The sequence below is a fragment of the Pseudoalteromonas sp. APC 3224 genome, assembly GCF_030407535.1.
In the GTDB taxonomy this organism is placed as follows: Bacteria; Pseudomonadota; Gammaproteobacteria; order Enterobacterales; family Alteromonadaceae; genus Pseudoalteromonas.
The window spans coordinates 85,029-100,912 of sequence record NZ_JASDDF010000016.1 but is presented as its reverse complement, the minus strand read 5'-3'; the positions used below and the strand labels follow the sequence as shown (position 1 = coordinate 100,912).

Annotated in this window: 12 protein-coding genes; 6 read left to right on the top strand and 6 right to left on the bottom strand. The window is 40.7% G+C overall.

From position 1 onward, the window contains the following. Window positions 1-307 precede the first annotated feature (307 nt). Window positions 308-1,339 carry a LacI family DNA-binding transcriptional regulator gene (locus tag QL989_RS09620; protein ID WP_290170075.1) on the top strand — a complete coding sequence of 344 codons (1,032 nt, stop codon included), beginning with the start codon at window positions 308-310 and terminating at the stop codon, window positions 1,337-1,339. Window positions 1,340-1,413: 74 nt separating this feature from the next. Here QL989_RS09620 and gtfA read toward each other — a convergent pair whose 3' ends face one another. Then, window positions 1,414-2,886: a sucrose phosphorylase gene (gene gtfA / locus QL989_RS09615; RefSeq protein ID WP_178956916.1), complete on the bottom strand. Its 1,473-nt coding sequence runs from the start codon at window positions 2,884-2,886 to the stop codon at window positions 1,414-1,416. A gap of 172 nt (window positions 2,887-3,058) precedes the next feature. On the opposite strand from gtfA, the gene QL989_RS09610 reads away from it, so the two are divergent. The 3 genes from QL989_RS09610 (at window position 3,059) to QL989_RS09600 (ending at window position 7,915) form a co-directional block, all read left to right on the top strand. Beyond that, window positions 3,059-4,288, top strand: coding sequence for an MFS transporter (locus QL989_RS09610; protein WP_138569896.1), 1,230 nt, complete (start codon window positions 3,059-3,061; stop codon window positions 4,286-4,288). 166 nt (window positions 4,289-4,454) lie between these two features. Continuing rightward, window positions 4,455-6,848: a TonB-dependent receptor gene (locus tag QL989_RS09605; protein WP_138609516.1), complete on the top strand. Its 2,394-nt coding sequence runs from the start codon at window positions 4,455-4,457 to the stop codon at window positions 6,846-6,848. Between the two features lie 116 nt (window positions 6,849-6,964). Next, window positions 6,965-7,915, top strand: coding sequence for a carbohydrate kinase (locus tag QL989_RS09600; protein ID WP_290170069.1), 951 nt, complete (start codon window positions 6,965-6,967; stop codon window positions 7,913-7,915). A gap of 41 nt (window positions 7,916-7,956) precedes the next feature. Here the strand turns inward: QL989_RS09600 and QL989_RS09595 are convergent, their stop codons facing one another. From QL989_RS09595 to QL989_RS09585, 3 genes are all read right to left on the bottom strand, one after another. Continuing rightward, window positions 7,957-8,352, bottom strand: coding sequence for an STAS/SEC14 domain-containing protein (locus QL989_RS09595; RefSeq protein ID WP_290170066.1), 396 nt, complete (start codon window positions 8,350-8,352; stop codon window positions 7,957-7,959). 105 nt (window positions 8,353-8,457) lie between these two features. Then, the gene (locus QL989_RS09590; RefSeq protein WP_290170064.1) at window positions 8,458-9,153 is read right to left on the bottom strand and encodes a cupin domain-containing protein; all 696 of its coding nucleotides are present in this window, start codon (window positions 9,151-9,153) and stop codon (window positions 8,458-8,460) included. A gap of 13 nt (window positions 9,154-9,166) precedes the next feature. Continuing rightward, window positions 9,167-9,796 (bottom strand): glutathione S-transferase, encoded by a 630-nt coding sequence (locus QL989_RS09585; protein ID WP_290170062.1) that lies wholly within the window; start codon window positions 9,794-9,796, stop codon window positions 9,167-9,169. A gap of 440 nt (window positions 9,797-10,236) precedes the next feature. Here QL989_RS09585 and QL989_RS09580 point away from each other — a divergent pair, with 440 nt between their 5' ends. Next, complete coding sequence (locus QL989_RS09580; protein WP_054201362.1) at window positions 10,237-10,755, top strand: TetR/AcrR family transcriptional regulator; 519 nt, start codon at window positions 10,237-10,239, stop codon at window positions 10,753-10,755. Between the two features lie 62 nt (window positions 10,756-10,817). On the opposite strand, the gene QL989_RS09575 is transcribed toward QL989_RS09580, so the two are convergent. Beyond that, entirely contained in the window at window positions 10,818-12,281 is a 1,464-nt protein-coding gene (locus QL989_RS09575) for a carbon starvation CstA family protein (RefSeq protein ID WP_138605919.1), read from the bottom strand. Between the two features lie 349 nt (window positions 12,282-12,630). On the opposite strand from QL989_RS09575, the gene QL989_RS09570 reads away from it, so the two are divergent. Continuing rightward, window positions 12,631-13,113: a putative 4-hydroxy-4-methyl-2-oxoglutarate aldolase gene (locus QL989_RS09570; RefSeq protein ID WP_290170057.1), complete on the top strand. Its 483-nt coding sequence runs from the start codon at window positions 12,631-12,633 to the stop codon at window positions 13,111-13,113. 91 nt (window positions 13,114-13,204) lie between these two features. On the opposite strand, the gene QL989_RS09565 is transcribed toward QL989_RS09570, so the two are convergent. Then, window positions 13,205-15,835, bottom strand: a complete 2,631-nt coding sequence (locus QL989_RS09565) for a glycosyl hydrolase family 18 protein (RefSeq protein ID WP_290170053.1) — start codon at window positions 15,833-15,835, stop codon at window positions 13,205-13,207. Between the last annotated feature and the right edge of the window lie 49 nt (window positions 15,836-15,884).

Below are 15,884 nucleotides of genomic sequence, written 5' to 3'. Positions count from 1 at the left end.
CATTATCATTGTATACAATATATTTTATATAACATTAACGAATATTGATATATTAGTTTTGATAAAACGGTTTCAACCAATTCTTTTGTATTGATTTTTACTTACTTCAAACTCTATTTAATTTAGTGAAGCTGAATATCACTCCCTCAAAGGTTACCCCATAGGGGTGGGTCAGTTTGGTACACTAAACTCTCGCAATATTTAAAAGAGCGTCTTACAACGACTCTTTTAAATAATTAGCACTTTGATTTAAAGCCAGATATGGTAATTTACTCTTTCAACCAGCATCCTCCCTTGAGTAGGTTATATGAATACAAAAAACCGTTGGACATTAAAAAGTATTGCCAAAGAGTTAGGTGTGTCTAATGCTACGGTTTCAAATGCGTTTAATCGCCCTGATCAACTCTCGGCTAAACGACGCGAAGCCATACTTAAAGCTTGCAAAGAGCTCGGTTATTATGGCCCTAATAAAGCGGCGCAATCTCTGCGAAGTGGCACGTTTAATATTGTTGCTTTAGTGCTACCAGATAGCGTGGAATATATGGTGTCAGACCCTGTCGCCAGTAGCTTTATGCGTGGTGTAACCTCAGTGCTTGAAAAAAACGGCATTAATGTTTTATTGTTTTCAGGCAATAACGAAAACCTTAATAACGTTGTTGATTTTGTTGATGGGTTTATTTGTTATGGGCGCCCGCGAAACAAAGCACTGGTAGAGCAACTAAAAACAGTACAAAAACATGTGGTTACTGTGGATTTTGATATTGCCCGCAACGCATCAATTAATATAAATAACGAACAAGCCAGTTACGAAATAGCCAAACATGTTTTGCACAGTGCAACTGATAACGTGGCAATATTAGGCTTGAGATTACTCGATGAAAATGTATTGTGCCGAGTTTACGAACATCATGAGTTTGAAACGGGTCAATCTATTTCTCACCAACGCTTACGAGGTTATCAGCGTGCGTTAAATGAAGCGAATGTAACGGTAGCCGACGACCGCATTTGGAATATTCCTGAAAGTAGCGAGCGTTTTGCCAGCATAGCTGCAAAAGAAGTATTAAACGCCTCACCACGCCCTGATGTGATCATATGTATGAGTGATTTAATTGCCCTCGCCACCATGCGAGAAGCAATAAAACAAGGGATAAAAATAGGGAGTGAGCTACGTATTGTTGGATTTGATGGCATAGAAGAAGCAGCCCGTTTTGTGCCTCGCCTTACGACTATTCATCAAAATAGCCAAGAAAAAGGTGTAATAGCTGCTAACTTATTTATTTCTAAAGAAGAAAAACAACACGAAGTAGGTTACGCACTAAATATTGGTGCAAGTAGCTGAGCGCTGTTAGTAGCGCAGATAAAAAAGCCAAGCTTAAGTTGCTTGGCTTTTTGGTTTTCAACAAATAAAGCTATTTAAACTAATAAACTTTGTAAGTTTAAAGTGTTTTCTTGAGAACCATTAACCTGCGTAATAAGTGCAGTACGACTAGCAAAATCAATACTCAAAGAAATTGATTGTTGCTCAAGCTTCCACATTAAACAACATACACTTGCGCCACCTTGAGCAGTAAATTCACCAGCAAATGCAGGATGCTCATTACGTATTTTAATTAATGCTATTAATCCTTTTACTACCGGCTTATTTAGCGCTTCATCTATTTTAGCGGCATCTAGATAAGGGCGATTAATATCACGACCAACGTTCGTTTTCGCCAGAAGCTCCATATCATTTTTACAAGCAAATAAACCACCGTAATATACTTGTGGTACACCCGGTGCAAAAAATTGAATGGCGCGAGATAATAAGTAATCAAAATCATTTGCGCCCAGTGCATCGTAATACGTACAGTTAACTTGATATAGGTCGACATTACTTGCAGCTGCACCTGTTGCTTTACGGCTCTGGTTATTGCTGTTGGCATGCATGGTTTCTACTAAATTATCTATTTGAGATGCGTTTAACAGCCCTGGTTTATCGCCCATTGGACCCGCGTCAATAATGCCAATACCATCATGGGTGTCTAGCACCGTTAAACAGTTGCGCGGTGAAATTTGTAACCACTTAAGCAGTGCGTCTACATCATTATTAAATAAGCTGTGTAAAATAAGCGGGGGTAAAGCAAAGTCGTATACCATGTTTACGCGCTTAGCCACGTCAACTTGAGTTTGATAATGGCTATGAATTTCAGCAATGGTTTCCATGCCTAAATCATTTGCCTGCTTTGAGAGTTTATCTAAATAGGCAAATGTTTCATCGAGCATAAAACAGTTAGTACCTGCTTGCTTAATGGCGTAACCCGCTGCATCTAAACGAATAATGTTTACGTTGTTAGCAGAAAATTTAGTAAGTACGTTATTTAAATAGGCAATGCCCGCTTCTACTTTTACATTTATATCAATTTGGTTGTCGGTAAAGGTGGTCCAAAAATCATACGTTTGACCATCACCGCATTTCATTGGTGTAAAACAGCTTCCAGGCCGTGGACGGTAAATGGCTTGTTGTTCTTGGTTGCTCATGCCATTAGGGAATACGTCTTCTTTAGTTAAAAATAAATCCCAAAATTCAGAGGCTTTGCCTTTGGCCAGCACATCCTGAAATTGAAACGATTGCGCCGATACATGGTTTACTATTAAGTCGGCCATTAAATCATGGTCTTTTCCAAGTGCTTGAATATCTGACCAAGTTCCTATTCGGGCATCAACTTCACTGTGATCAATTGGGTCAAAACCTGCATCGCTACCATCTATTGGGTTATAAAATGGTAATAAGTGTACCCCTGCAAAAACGTCTTTAAGTGGACCCTTTAGAAGTGCTGTTAATGCGTTTATATCTTTACCGGTGATTCGATCAGCATATGTGATCAATTGAACTTTATTCTTCATCATGTGTGATTACCAAGTTGAAACTTAATCGATTAAGATATATCTTTAACTAGCAAGTAAGAATTTACAAGTAATTTTTAAATATTTTACATACAAATATCGTGGCTCGATTAATACTACAATAAGTTACTGACAACTTAATGTGTGTTACCAAGCATTTAACGAGGAAAAGCAAATGACAAAATCACACACACACGTAAGCAGCGATCCGTTGCAACAAATTCGTTGGCTCACATACATGATGTTTTTTATGTTTGCCATGACCTCTGACGCCGTTGGCATGATCATTCCCGAACTCATAAGCGATTTTGGTTTAAGTATGACCCAAGCCAGTGCGTTTCATTATGCGCCTATGGCCATGATTGCAATAAGTGGATTATTTCTAGGCTTTTTAGCCGATAGTCTTGGCCGTAAAAAAACGATTATGCTTGGATTATTAATATTCTCTGCAAGTTGTTTTTTGTTTGCGATTAGTAGCAGCTTTATATTTTTTGTTTTTTTACTGTGCTGTATTGGCCTCGCCATTGGTTTATTTAAAACCGGTGCATTGGCGCTTTTAGGTGATATTTCTAATAGCAACGAAGAGCACACCAAAACCATGAATAAAGTAGAAGGCTTTTTTGGCATTGGTGCCATTGTTGGCCCTGCTTTAGTTGGCGTGCTGCTGGTTCAAAATGTAAGTTGGACTTACCTTTACATCATTGCTGGCATTATGTGTTTGATTTTGGCATTGCTTGCTTGGCGTGCCGATTACCCTGCTGTGGTAAAAAATACAGATAAGCCAGCCTCACTAAAAACGACTATGAAAATGGTTAAAAACCCTTATGCACTGGGTTTTTCACTTGCAATTGCTTTATATGTTGCCACCGAAGTTGCCATATACGTGTGGATGCCTACTCTACTAAAAGATTACACTGGCTCATGGCCGCTGCTGGCCACTTACGCACTCACAATCTTTTTTGTGTTACGTGCTGCAGGGCGTTTTATTGCGGTATGGTTACTGAATAGGTTTAGTTGGCAAGGAGTTATGGCTTACTTAAGCTTTGGCATTGCGCTGTGTTACGTTGGCACTCTATATGGCGGCGTTGATTGGGCTGTGGCTTTATTACCTCTTTCAGGTTTATTTATGTCGATGGTTTACCCTACTTTAAATTCTAAGGGAATATCGTGTTTTCCTGTTCATCAACACGGCGCAGTAGCCGGTGTTATATTATTTTTTACCGCACTGTCAGCCGCTTTAGCACCTTTATTTATGGGTATGATCAGTGATTACTTTGGACACGTGCGCTACGGATTTTATTTAGCCACGGGTTTTGCAGTTATATTATTTTTAGCTATGCTGTTTAATTATATTCGTGACCCATCAGCAACTGCATTAGAGCAAAACAACCTAGTCGCTGAGTAAATAAACAACTTTAATGCTATAAAAACATTTTAAAAATCAATGTTTGAATAAAAAAACAGCAAATAATTAACAAAATAATTTGCTTATTGTAAAAACTTTGTTATTTTTACTTAATCGATTAAGTAAAAATAACAACTTCCCTTTGGGTTTAAAACGAGGCGTTCACATGACAACACACAACACACCTTTATATTTGATCAGTGCTTTAGCGCTCGCCGTTAGCCAAGGCGTTAATGCACAACAACAAGAGCAAAATACACAAGCGCAAGCTAACAAAGGGCTAGAAACAATTGTTGTTACCGGTGTTCCCCGCCGTACAACAATAATGGCGTCAAGTTCTTCTGTGAGCAGTGTTTCACTTGAGCAAGTTGAGGTGTCTACGCCTCGCTCTACCGCAGAGGCATTTAGAATCATTCCTGGGGTGCGCTCAGAATCAACCGGCGGTGAAGGTAATGCCAACATTGCAGTACGTGGTTTACCGGTTGCCTCTGGTGGTGCTAAATTTTTACAGCTTCAAGAAGATGGCTTACCTGTTTTACAATATGGCGATATTGCATTTGGTAACGCTGACATTTTTATGCGCTTAGATAACACAGTGCAAACCATTGAATCTATTCGCGGTGGCTCAGCCTCTACCGCAGCAAGTAATGCACCGGGTGGCATAATTAATTTCATTTCAAAAAATGGCGAAAACGAATCGGGCAGCGTATCAACTACACTTGGCCTAGATTACGATACTATTCGAACTGACTTTGAATATGGCACATATTTAAATGACACTGTACGCTTTCATGTTGGTGGTTTTGTACGTCAAGGTGAAGGCCCACGTGAAACAGGTTACACATCAAATAAAGGTGGGCAAATTAAAGCCAACCTGACCAAAGATTTTGAAAATGGATACGTGCGTCTTTATTACAAACATTTAGATGATAAAAGTGTTGGCTACTTACCTATGCCAATGTATGCAAATGGAGACTCAATTCCTGGGTTTGACGCACAATCAGATACCCCGCATTCAGCATTATTTACTAAAACAGTGCGCTTAAACGGCGAAAATCAAATAAGTAACGGCGATATTCGCGATGGTATGAATCCGCAAGTTGACTCAATTGGTTTTGAGGCTGTATTTGATTTAGACAACGATTGGCGTATTGAAAACCGTTTTCGTAAATCATCTGTAAGCGGTAATTTTAATTCGTTGATCCCCGCTGAAGTTGGCGATGCATCAGCTATAGCGCAAAGTATTGGTGGTGTGGGTGCAACGCTTAGTAATGCGACCACAGGTGCTGCATTTAACGATGATTTAGCAATGCGTATTCATACGTTTGATGTAACTATGAACGACTTTGACTCAATTGTTAACGACTTCAAACTGACTAAATCGCTAAGCGATGATACTAGCGTTACTTTTGGCTATTATGCGTCAACCCAAAATATTGCCATGTCGTGGTTATGGAATTCCTACCTAATGGAGCTCAAAGGTGATAACGCAGCGCTGTTAAATGTAACAGCCGCCGATGGGACTGAATTCTCTGAAAATGGCTTATACGCTTATGGCACGCCTTTTTGGGGTAACTGTTGCCAACGCGATTACGACACAGAATACGACACTCGTGCACCCTATATTGCATTTTCAACTAAGGTGGGTGACGTAAGTATTGATGCTAGTGCCCGTTATGACAGCGGTGAAGCGCGTGGTAACTATGCAGGCGCGGTTACCTCAACCGTTGATATGAATCGCGACGGTGTGATTTCTGTTCCTGAACAAAATGTTGCAGGTATTGACCTTGCAAATGCCAGCCCTGTTAATTACGACTGGGATTACGCATCATATTCAATTGGTGCCAATTACCAAATTGACTCAAGCCTTGCAACGTTTGCACGATTGAGCAAAGGCGGTCGCGCCAATGCTGACCGACTTTTATTTGGTAAAGTTCGCGCCGATGGCTCAGTAGCCGATGAAGATGCCGTTGATGAAGTAAACCAGTATGAGTTTGGTATTAAAAAGCGCTTTGATTCACTGTCAGTTTTTGCCACGGCATTTTATGCACAAACTGAAGAGCAAAACTTTGAAGCGACATCACAAACCTTTTTTGACCGCGAATATGAAGCAAAAGGAATTGAGGTTGAATCAACCTACTTTATTGATGCATGGGATTTTCGTGGTAATTTAACGTGGACAGACGCTGAGATTGCAAAAGATGCACTTACCCCAGAAGTGGTTGGTAATACGCCTCGTCGCCAAGCTGATTTAATTTACTCATTAATGGCACGTTACACTTATGAAAAAGGCTCTGCAGGCCTAAGCTTTATTGGTACTACCGATGCCTATGCTCAAGATAATAACGATCTTAAGTTTGATGGTTACACTCAAGTAAATGGCTTTGTAAGCTACGATTTATCAGAAAACCTTAATATTGCGTTAAACGTAAATAACCTATTCGATACGGTAGGTATTACTGAAGCAGAAGAAGGCTCAATACCTGATAACAACATTATACGCGCACGTGCTATTAATGGCCGTACAACGTCATTGACGTTTAAATACGCGTTTAACTAACCAACTTTAGTGTAACAATTGCTGAAGCTATGTTTGTTCAGCGATTGTTACACTAGTTTTAATAATTCTCCCTTGAATTTTGACCTAGCCATGCTAGGTTTTTTAGGATTTACACTATGACCAAATTACTTAGCCTTGGTGAACTGCTTATTGATATGCTGCCTCAAGACTCTCAAAACAGTGCTTATTTGCCCATTCCAGGAGGTGCTCCAGCTAATGTGGCAGTAGGTTACGCAAAGCTCGGCGGTAAAGCTGCGTTTTGTGGCGGTATGGGAGATGACTATTTTGCTAAACAATTAACTAATGCGCTTGAGCAATATAATGTAGATACTGAGTATTTATTTACCATAGAAGGCGCGCAAACAGCTATGGTTATTGTCAGCTTAGATGAAAACGGCGAACGCAGCTTTAACTTTTATCGTCATCAAACAGCCGATTTACTGTTAACGAGTGAGCACTTAAAGCTTATTAATTGGGATGAATTGAGTACCCTACACTTTTGTTCAAACACCCTTACTGATTCGGCAATTGCACAAACCACTGAGTACGCTTTAAAGCTGGCTAAAAACAACCACAAACTCGTTAGCTTTGATGTAAATTTACGCTACAGTTTATGGCAAAATATCAACGACATCGAGCAAAGCGTGCAGGCATGTTTCGCGTATTGCGATATTGTTAAGCTCTCACGTGATGAGTTAAATTTTTTAGCAACGCAACGCCAACAATCAGCTGATGCCTACTTACAATCACTGCTTGAATTAGGCGTCAAGCTGGTGTTTTTAACCGATGGTCCAGCACCAGCGACTGTTTACCATAACGCTTTTACCCTGAGTGAAGCAGCTCCAACAATTACCGCTGTAGATACCACCAGCGCCGGTGATGCTTTTATTGCTGGCGTACTGTACTACTTAAACCACAGCGATAATGCAGTGCCACTTACTGATAAGCTAAATGATGAGTTAATAGTAAAACAAGCGCTTCACTTTGGTCTTCGCTGTGGCTCAAAAGCATGTTTAGCTAAAGGCGCTTTTCCTGCGCTACCCACGCAGCAAACACTTTCGCAATAAACCAAGGTACTTACAAAAAAGGCCACTGTTGGCCTTTTTTACTAAGCGTCTAAATTACTGGTTTTTAGCCATTCTAAAGCGATAGTGACATTTTCAAAGTATTGTATTTCACCCGATATAAACCAACTGCCTAATTTAGCTATGGTTAATTGCCACTCTTTATTGCCGTAAATCGCTATTTTTTTAAACTCTTTGTTATGCTTTAAGCCAAGTTTTAAATCGTCCCAAGCAGCACGAAGCTCCCAACCATCTAACTCAGTGCCATCTATCAATACGTTAACAATAGGATGTTTAACTTCACCTAACGCTGAATTAATCATTGGGGTGATCACTTCATAATCTTTGTGAGTTAAGGTACCAATTGCCTTAAGTGTTAAGAAAAACTCGCTGCCTGAGCGCTCAATACCAATCGATAAACCATGTGTTAAATTAACCATAACTCAACCCTTGAATGAAAAGAGCTTTGATTATAGGCAACAGTTAAAAATCACCACATGAAGCAGATCAAAAAACAGCCAGTTAATGCTGGCTTATCCTTTGAGCTAATTATGCCCCTCTAATCGACTAATTTGGTTATCTACATCATTTAAATAACCGGTTTTTATCCATACTCTTGCGCCATTGTTACCCGCTGTGGCGTTTATTTCAGTATTAACAGGCACTCTAAGCCAGCTGTGTTTTTCAAGTGTGTCGTTATGCTCTTGTAAAGTGCCATCCAAAACCAACAACTCAGCGCCACCACTCACCGTGAGCGTTAAAGATTGATTGGCATTAAACTGCACAATACTCACTGTTTCATATGCATCTTGATATAACAAAATGGCATTTAGGTCATTAAATTCGGGGGTTTTCTGCCCTTGCATCTGCTGTGTGTGAATACGCACGTGCTGGCGTTCTTCTGGCTGAAACTGCCACAGTTTTACAAATATAATGCAACCGTCTTTTGAGCCTGGGGTATGTTTTGATTGCGGAGGATTACGAATATAGGCACCTTGTGGAAAATCGCCATGCTCATCTTGAAATACCCCATCAAGTACTAAAAACTCCTCGCCCCCAGTATGAGTATGTGGGCTAAAGTGGCTGTTTGGCGCATAGCGTACAATACTAGTGGCACGAGCAACTTCGTCGCCCACTCTGTCAAGTGGACGTCTATCAACACCCGGCATGGGCGAAGCTATCCATTCAAGTGACTCACTATGCACCACCACACGTTGACTAAAGTCGGCAGCAATTTTCATATTTGACTCCAAATTATTCATTTATAGCAGCAATACTTTGACGCTGAGCGACCTTTTGTTGCCATGCAATTAAGTGCGTGAGTTCAGTAGGAATAGCAATTTGTGCAAAGCCTGCAAACACAAGTCCTGCGTATAAGGTAATATCTGCAACACTAAATTGTTCACCTGCCACATAAGTTGAGTTTGCTAATACGCTATTAAAATAAACCAAGCCTTGCTGTGCTTTTTCAGCTTGCTTTTCACCCCATGCAACATTTTGATAGGTTTCAAGTTTAGGTCCTAATCCATCAGTAGCATGATGAAAGTAAGTGGCAATTGCATCAAGTACCATCGACTCAGCACGTTTTTGCATCATATTAATTACTGCGCGTTCTTTTGCCTCAACACCAGTTAATGAAGGGCCTGCAAAAGCGGTATCAATGTATTGTGTGATTGCAGTGCACTCGGCAATAAAAGTACCATCATCAAGCTCTAGTACAGGTACACCTGCCAACGGATTCTTTGCCAAGAAAGCCTCACTGCGGTGCTCCCCATTTAATAAATCAACAGCAACAAACTCTACTTTATCAGTCGCATTTTTTTCAGCAAGTGCAATACGAACCCGTAACGGGTTAGGGAAATTTTCTACGTCATAAATTTTCATAATTATCTCTTATATTTTTAACAACAACCTAGGGTCTGTTGACCTTTGCGGATTATAATTTGTTCAAACTAGGGGCGGTTTAATCGCGGCGCGAGATTTGTAACCTAGTGGGCTAAGTAAAAACCGAGCAACAAAGAGTAAATCGCCCTTAGGCAGAACCCTTCGGGCAGCGCCTGTTTGGTATTGATGCTGCGTTATCGCCTATTTATGGGGAACAACCACACCACATAGGCGCTGCCTTGCCTAAATGCCAAACAGACTGCTGCAAATTTAACCTTGAAAGGTCAACAGACCCTAAGTTAATATTAGTAAACTAAACCTACCTACTGATAGGTAATTTATAGCAAGCGCTTAGTGTTTGCAAACTAAAAATAAAAGAGCTTGAAAATAACTACCTACTGGTTGATAATTTTTTCAGATAACAGCAAGGAAATATCAAAATGAGTAAAAAAGCAGCCCTGCTACAAGCCGCAGAAAATAAAGTGCGACTGGGTGGTTATAGCAACTTTAGCTTTAGAGAACTTGCTACTGAAATAGGTATAAAAAGTGCCAGTGTACATTATCACTTTCCAACCAAAGCTGATTTAGGCGCTGAACTCGCGCATCAATACACCGATGCCTTTATTGCAGTACTTGGCGATCCGAATGCACATAAAGCAAACGGTAAAAATCCCATCGATATTTACACTCAGTTATTTAGAAATGCGCTCGTGATAGACAAAAAGATGTGTTTATGTGGCTTACTCGGTGCAGAAAGCGACAGCCTACCCGATAAAGTTCGCGTTGAAGTTCAGCGGTTTTTTAATAAAAACTTAGCCTGGTTAACTCAAGCACATCAAATAAATGGAGAGCTTAATCCTGCTCGGGCGGCAATACAAACAGTGAGCTTATTAGAGGGTGCAATGATTATTAGTAAAACCCTAGATGATATTAGCTACTTCGAACAAGCTACTTTTTAAGTGCTTATATAAAAAAGCGAGCTTCAATAAAGCTCGCTTTTTACATTAATAACTATGTAGTTTTAAGCTGGATGCACTTTATGTTTTGAGTGCACAAAAGCTAATGCAATAAAGCCTATTACCGCTACCACTACACCAATAGGCTTACCTAAGTCACTTGATAAGTTTAACCCAATTGCCGCAGTCATAATGTAAGATAAGGTCACTGCGGTTGCGATCACGGCGGGTATACTAGTGATCCAATGGAATGTACCACGGTCAAATAGGTACTTGGTCGCAAGCCACAACACACTGGTAGAAAGCAGCATATTTGAAAACGCAAAATAACGCCAAATAACAGAGAAGTCGAGCTTAGTCATAAAGTAAGCAATGGTTAAAATTGGCAGTGCTAACAACAAACGATTACGTAAACTTTGCGGAATACTAAACGCATCAACCACCGTTAAGCGCAGTGAACGGAACGCCGTATCACCTGAGGTGATAGGGAAAACAGCAACAGCAATAATAGCCATAATACCACCAAATACACCTAAGTAGCTGTTTGCAATATGGTTAACCACTAAGCCTGGACCGCCTAAATCAAGCATCGATTTTAAACCAGCGTACCCTTCTGGGAAGGCAGCAATACCAGCAAGCGCCCAAACACAACCTACAATACCTTCGCACATCATCGCGCCATAATAAACCGGGCGTACATATTTTTCGTTAGTTAAACAACGAGCAATAATAGGTGCTTGCGTTGAGTGAAAACCACTAATAGCACCACAAGTAATGGTGATAAATAGCAACGGCCAAGTAGGCAGTCCATCAGGATTTGGGGCTAAAAAGTCGTGAGCATGATCGGCTTCAAAATACGCTAAAAAGTCGCCAGCTACTGGTAAATGGGGTGCGTTGATTAACAGTGAGACTGCGATAGCAACTGTCATTACAATCATTAACAAGCCAAAAATAGGGTAAAACTTAGTGATGATTTTATCGATTGGTAATAACGTGGCTAAAAAGTAGTAAGCTAAAATAGCGAGAACCCAAAATGTATTACTAGCAAAAATGGTGCCTTCAAATGCATCTAAGTTACTCAATAATCCTGCTGGGCTCATAATAAACACTACACCAACAAAAAATAACAACATAGCAGTAAATATAAGCATAAAGCCTTTAAATACTACGTTGTAATAATGGCCTGCAATTTCAGGTAAACTTTTACCGTCTTCTTTAATACTCATTACACCAGAGAAAAAGTCGTGTACAGCTCCACCTAAAACGTTACCAAGTACAATCCAAACCAGCGCTACTGGGCCATACAAGGCGCCAAGTATAGGACCAAATATGGGGCCTACTCCTGCAATATTCAAAAACTGAATTAAAAATGCACGAACAGGGTGAATAGCAACATAGTCAACACCTTCGCTAAAACGCTTTTGCGGAGTGTCTACGGTTGAATCTAAACCCGCTTGTTTTGCAACAAACGGGCTATAAAACTTATAGCCTAATATTAAAATAGTCAGGCAAATAAAAAAGATGATCATAAAGCACGCTTCTCTTTTTGTATGTGTTTATAGAACGCTATTTTGCGCCCCACTTTTTAAATAACAATTGAACGTAGCATATGAAAAAGTAGCCAACAATGAGACGTTTGGCTAATGCGCTTACAAAATCAATTTTATTCGAAAAAATAAAACTAATTAACAGCATTCGTTACTCATGGAAACAGATGGAAAGCACTAAAAGTACTTATATTGCGACTAAAATCTATAAGCCAATTTGCAACAATAGCTACACCTGAGTGATTAATTAGCCTACGATAAACATTATTACTACTTTAAATTTACTTGCCTTTGCCGTACATGGCTTTACCAAAAAACAAGGATGCCCTCAATGACACAGTTTACTACGCCCGATTTATACGATGAACATCGCGACCATGTGCAAGTTGCTGACAGTGGCTTGCAACACTTTGGTAATAAAACTCACTTTTATGGTCAAGTAGTGACCGTCACCTGCCCTGACGACAACTCGTTTGCTGGTAACATACTGCATGAAAACGGTGAGGGAAAAGTATTGATTGTTGATGGCTTTGCCAGTAAACGTTTTGCCTATATTGGCGATATGATTGCTGAGCGCGCACTAAAAAATGGCTGGCAGGGCATAATTATTAATGGTTGCTGTCGCGATATTGAAATTCTTGCCACACTTGATTTACCTGTGATGGCGCTAGGCGCAACACCGCGCTGTACCACTAAGCGCGGTTTAGGTGCTAAAGATCACCCGGTTAATATGTTAAACACCACAATTAATACCGGTGATTGGGTATATGCTGATGTAAACGGTTTAATAATTAGCTCTAAAGCGTTATTTTAATTCCTCGTAATAGTCGTTAACAAAAAAAGCAGCTCGAAAGCTGCTTTTTTGATTTACATGGTTTTTTAAAACCCAAATTCTCAGGTTAAAATTAAAGTACTAACCATACATCGGTTGAACCAGGTTCGTTCCCTTGAGTCCACCATTTAGCTTGGTACTTATTACCTTGATAAGAAACTTCATCACCACTGTTATAGATAGCCGTTGGCTGCCAAACTGCGACACCCGTACCATCTGTAGGTTGTGTTGTTGCTTCCCATGCACCACCTAAATCAGGACGCTCGCCTTGAGTCCACCACTTTGCTTTATATTCAACGCCGTTATAAGTAACGACATCACCACCAACGTATGCAACACTCGCATCCCAGCTTCCTGTAGGTGGATTTGTAGTATCAACGTTTGTAACTGTTACGCTAAAGCTTTGCGTTGTGGTTAATGCACCATCACTAACTGCAACAGACACGGTGAAATCTGTATCGGTATCTACAGCGCCTGCCTCAAGACTTATATTTGAACCGCTACCCACTAATGTTAAGCCTGCTGGTACTGTCCACGTATACGAAAGGGCGTCGTTTTGAGCATCATTAGCCACTACAGCTACACTTGCTGATGCGCCCTCTTCAACGCTGATATTAGCGATAGCATCAACGCTCGGTGCTGTGTTTTCGCCTCCTGATGTTGGCGCAATAACATTAACAACAACATCACGATTAACGGTTGCTTGACCATCTGATACCGCAACAGTTGCCACATACTGCGTATCTGCAGTCACTGTTGGCGCTGTAATGACTAATGATGCACTATTTTGTCCAGATACCACCAGTGCGCTATCAGCATTCCAGCTAAAGCTAAGTGGATCGTTATCTGCATCAGTTGCAGAAGCTGTTACTGTAATACTCTCGCCTGAATTAATAGACACTGATGAAGACACAGAAACAACTGGCTTTTTATTTGTTGGCGGAGCAACTACTCCTCCTAAACCATCATGCATAGCATTAAGAATATCACCATTATCCGCATCTATTTCCCATGCAAACAAACCACCTAAATTATACTGATTAACATACGCTCCTTTAGCCAGTACTGACTTACGGCTATCATAAGTAATTAGTTTACCGGTTGAACGATTCCATACATAAGCGGCTTGTGCTTGCTCATCATAACCCACTTCAAAACCATTAATACCTGTGCCCGCAGCACCAATCATATTGGCTTTAACGCCCTTGTAATCAATAACCCCATCTTCCCATACGCCTTGTGCCGTAGAGCCTTTTAACGGGCCATTACCAGGGGCAGTCATTGGGTTACCATCAATCGCTGCATTTTGCGGGTAAACACCTTCCCAACCACGACCATACATAGCTGTGCCCACGACGATTTTTTTCGATGGTACATTTTGCGCAAGTAACAGCTGCACTGCATTATCGGTGGTATAAGCAGGGCCTTTACGAGGTTCGCCATTTTCATCAAGCCCGGTACCATTACATTGACCAACACTCATATGTTCGCCACAGTAAAGTGCTGTTTGGTGACCGGTTACATTACTCCATGCGCCATAAAAGTCATAGGTCATGGCAAAAATGTAATCCATATACTGACTAGCCGCTTGGTAATCTACATCTTCAATTTTATCGTAACCTGCACCTATAGCTGAGGTTAACTCGTATGTACGACCCGTTTCTGCTTCAAGCTTATCAAGCATAGCGCGTAGTTCTTGCATTAATGCAACATAGGCTGGGCCATCGTTGATTGGATCGCCAATGTCAGGATTGGGACCGTCACCACCTGGGAATTCCCAATCAATATCGACACCGTCATAGAATTTCCATGTTCTTAAAAACTCTTCCATTGAGGCAACAAAGGTGTCGCGGTTAGCTTTATTGGTAAAGCCACCGAATGGGTCTGATAACGTCCAACCACCTACAGATGGTAAAATTTTAATATCTGGGTAACGCTGTTTAAGCGCCATTAGCTGAGAGTAAGTACCACGGATAGGGTCTTTTGCATCAACCCCTGGCAGTGCTTTTTGTACTGCTGCCCATGGGTCGTGAATAACCACTTCGTAATCTGCAGAGCCGGCACAAGCGGTTTCAAGTGCACGTTTAGGACCATCCGATAACGATGCGTTTTCACCACAAATTGGAATAAAGCCATACAAAATATGACTCAGATTTTGTGCTGGCATATTCGTTACATCATAATCACGGCCATAAATTCCCCACTCAACAAAGTAAGCGCCTGTAACTAAACCTTGTTTGATACCAATGTCACGGTTATTTGGATCTACATCCATCGGCAATGGCGCTAAGTGGCCACCGTCAGTATCAGCAATTACAATAGGTTTGCCTGCACTACGCGCACAGGTCGTGCCACCTTCACATAGCTCAACATACATTGTATGGCGGCCTGCTTTATCATAAGGGAATGAAATAGTGCCACTTTTAGAACCAGCAGCAAGCGTGCCTTCATTCACTAGCATGTCATCAAAATATACTTTGTAGCTATCGCCACCATCACCACTCCATGCACTCCACTGAATGTTGATATTAACTTGTTCAACACGGGTAACTAGCTGCTTATAAGAGCCGTTTCCCTCAAGATCTACCTCAACAAACGAATATTGCTGTGGTTCCCAATTAATGCTTGGTGTAGACGGTGCAGCAGATGCTGTGCTTGCAAATAAAGCAACACCGATGGCTGCGCTTAGTTGTTTGATATTCATAGGTCTCTCTTATCCATTATTTATGTAATTATTTAATAAGTTTGAACTG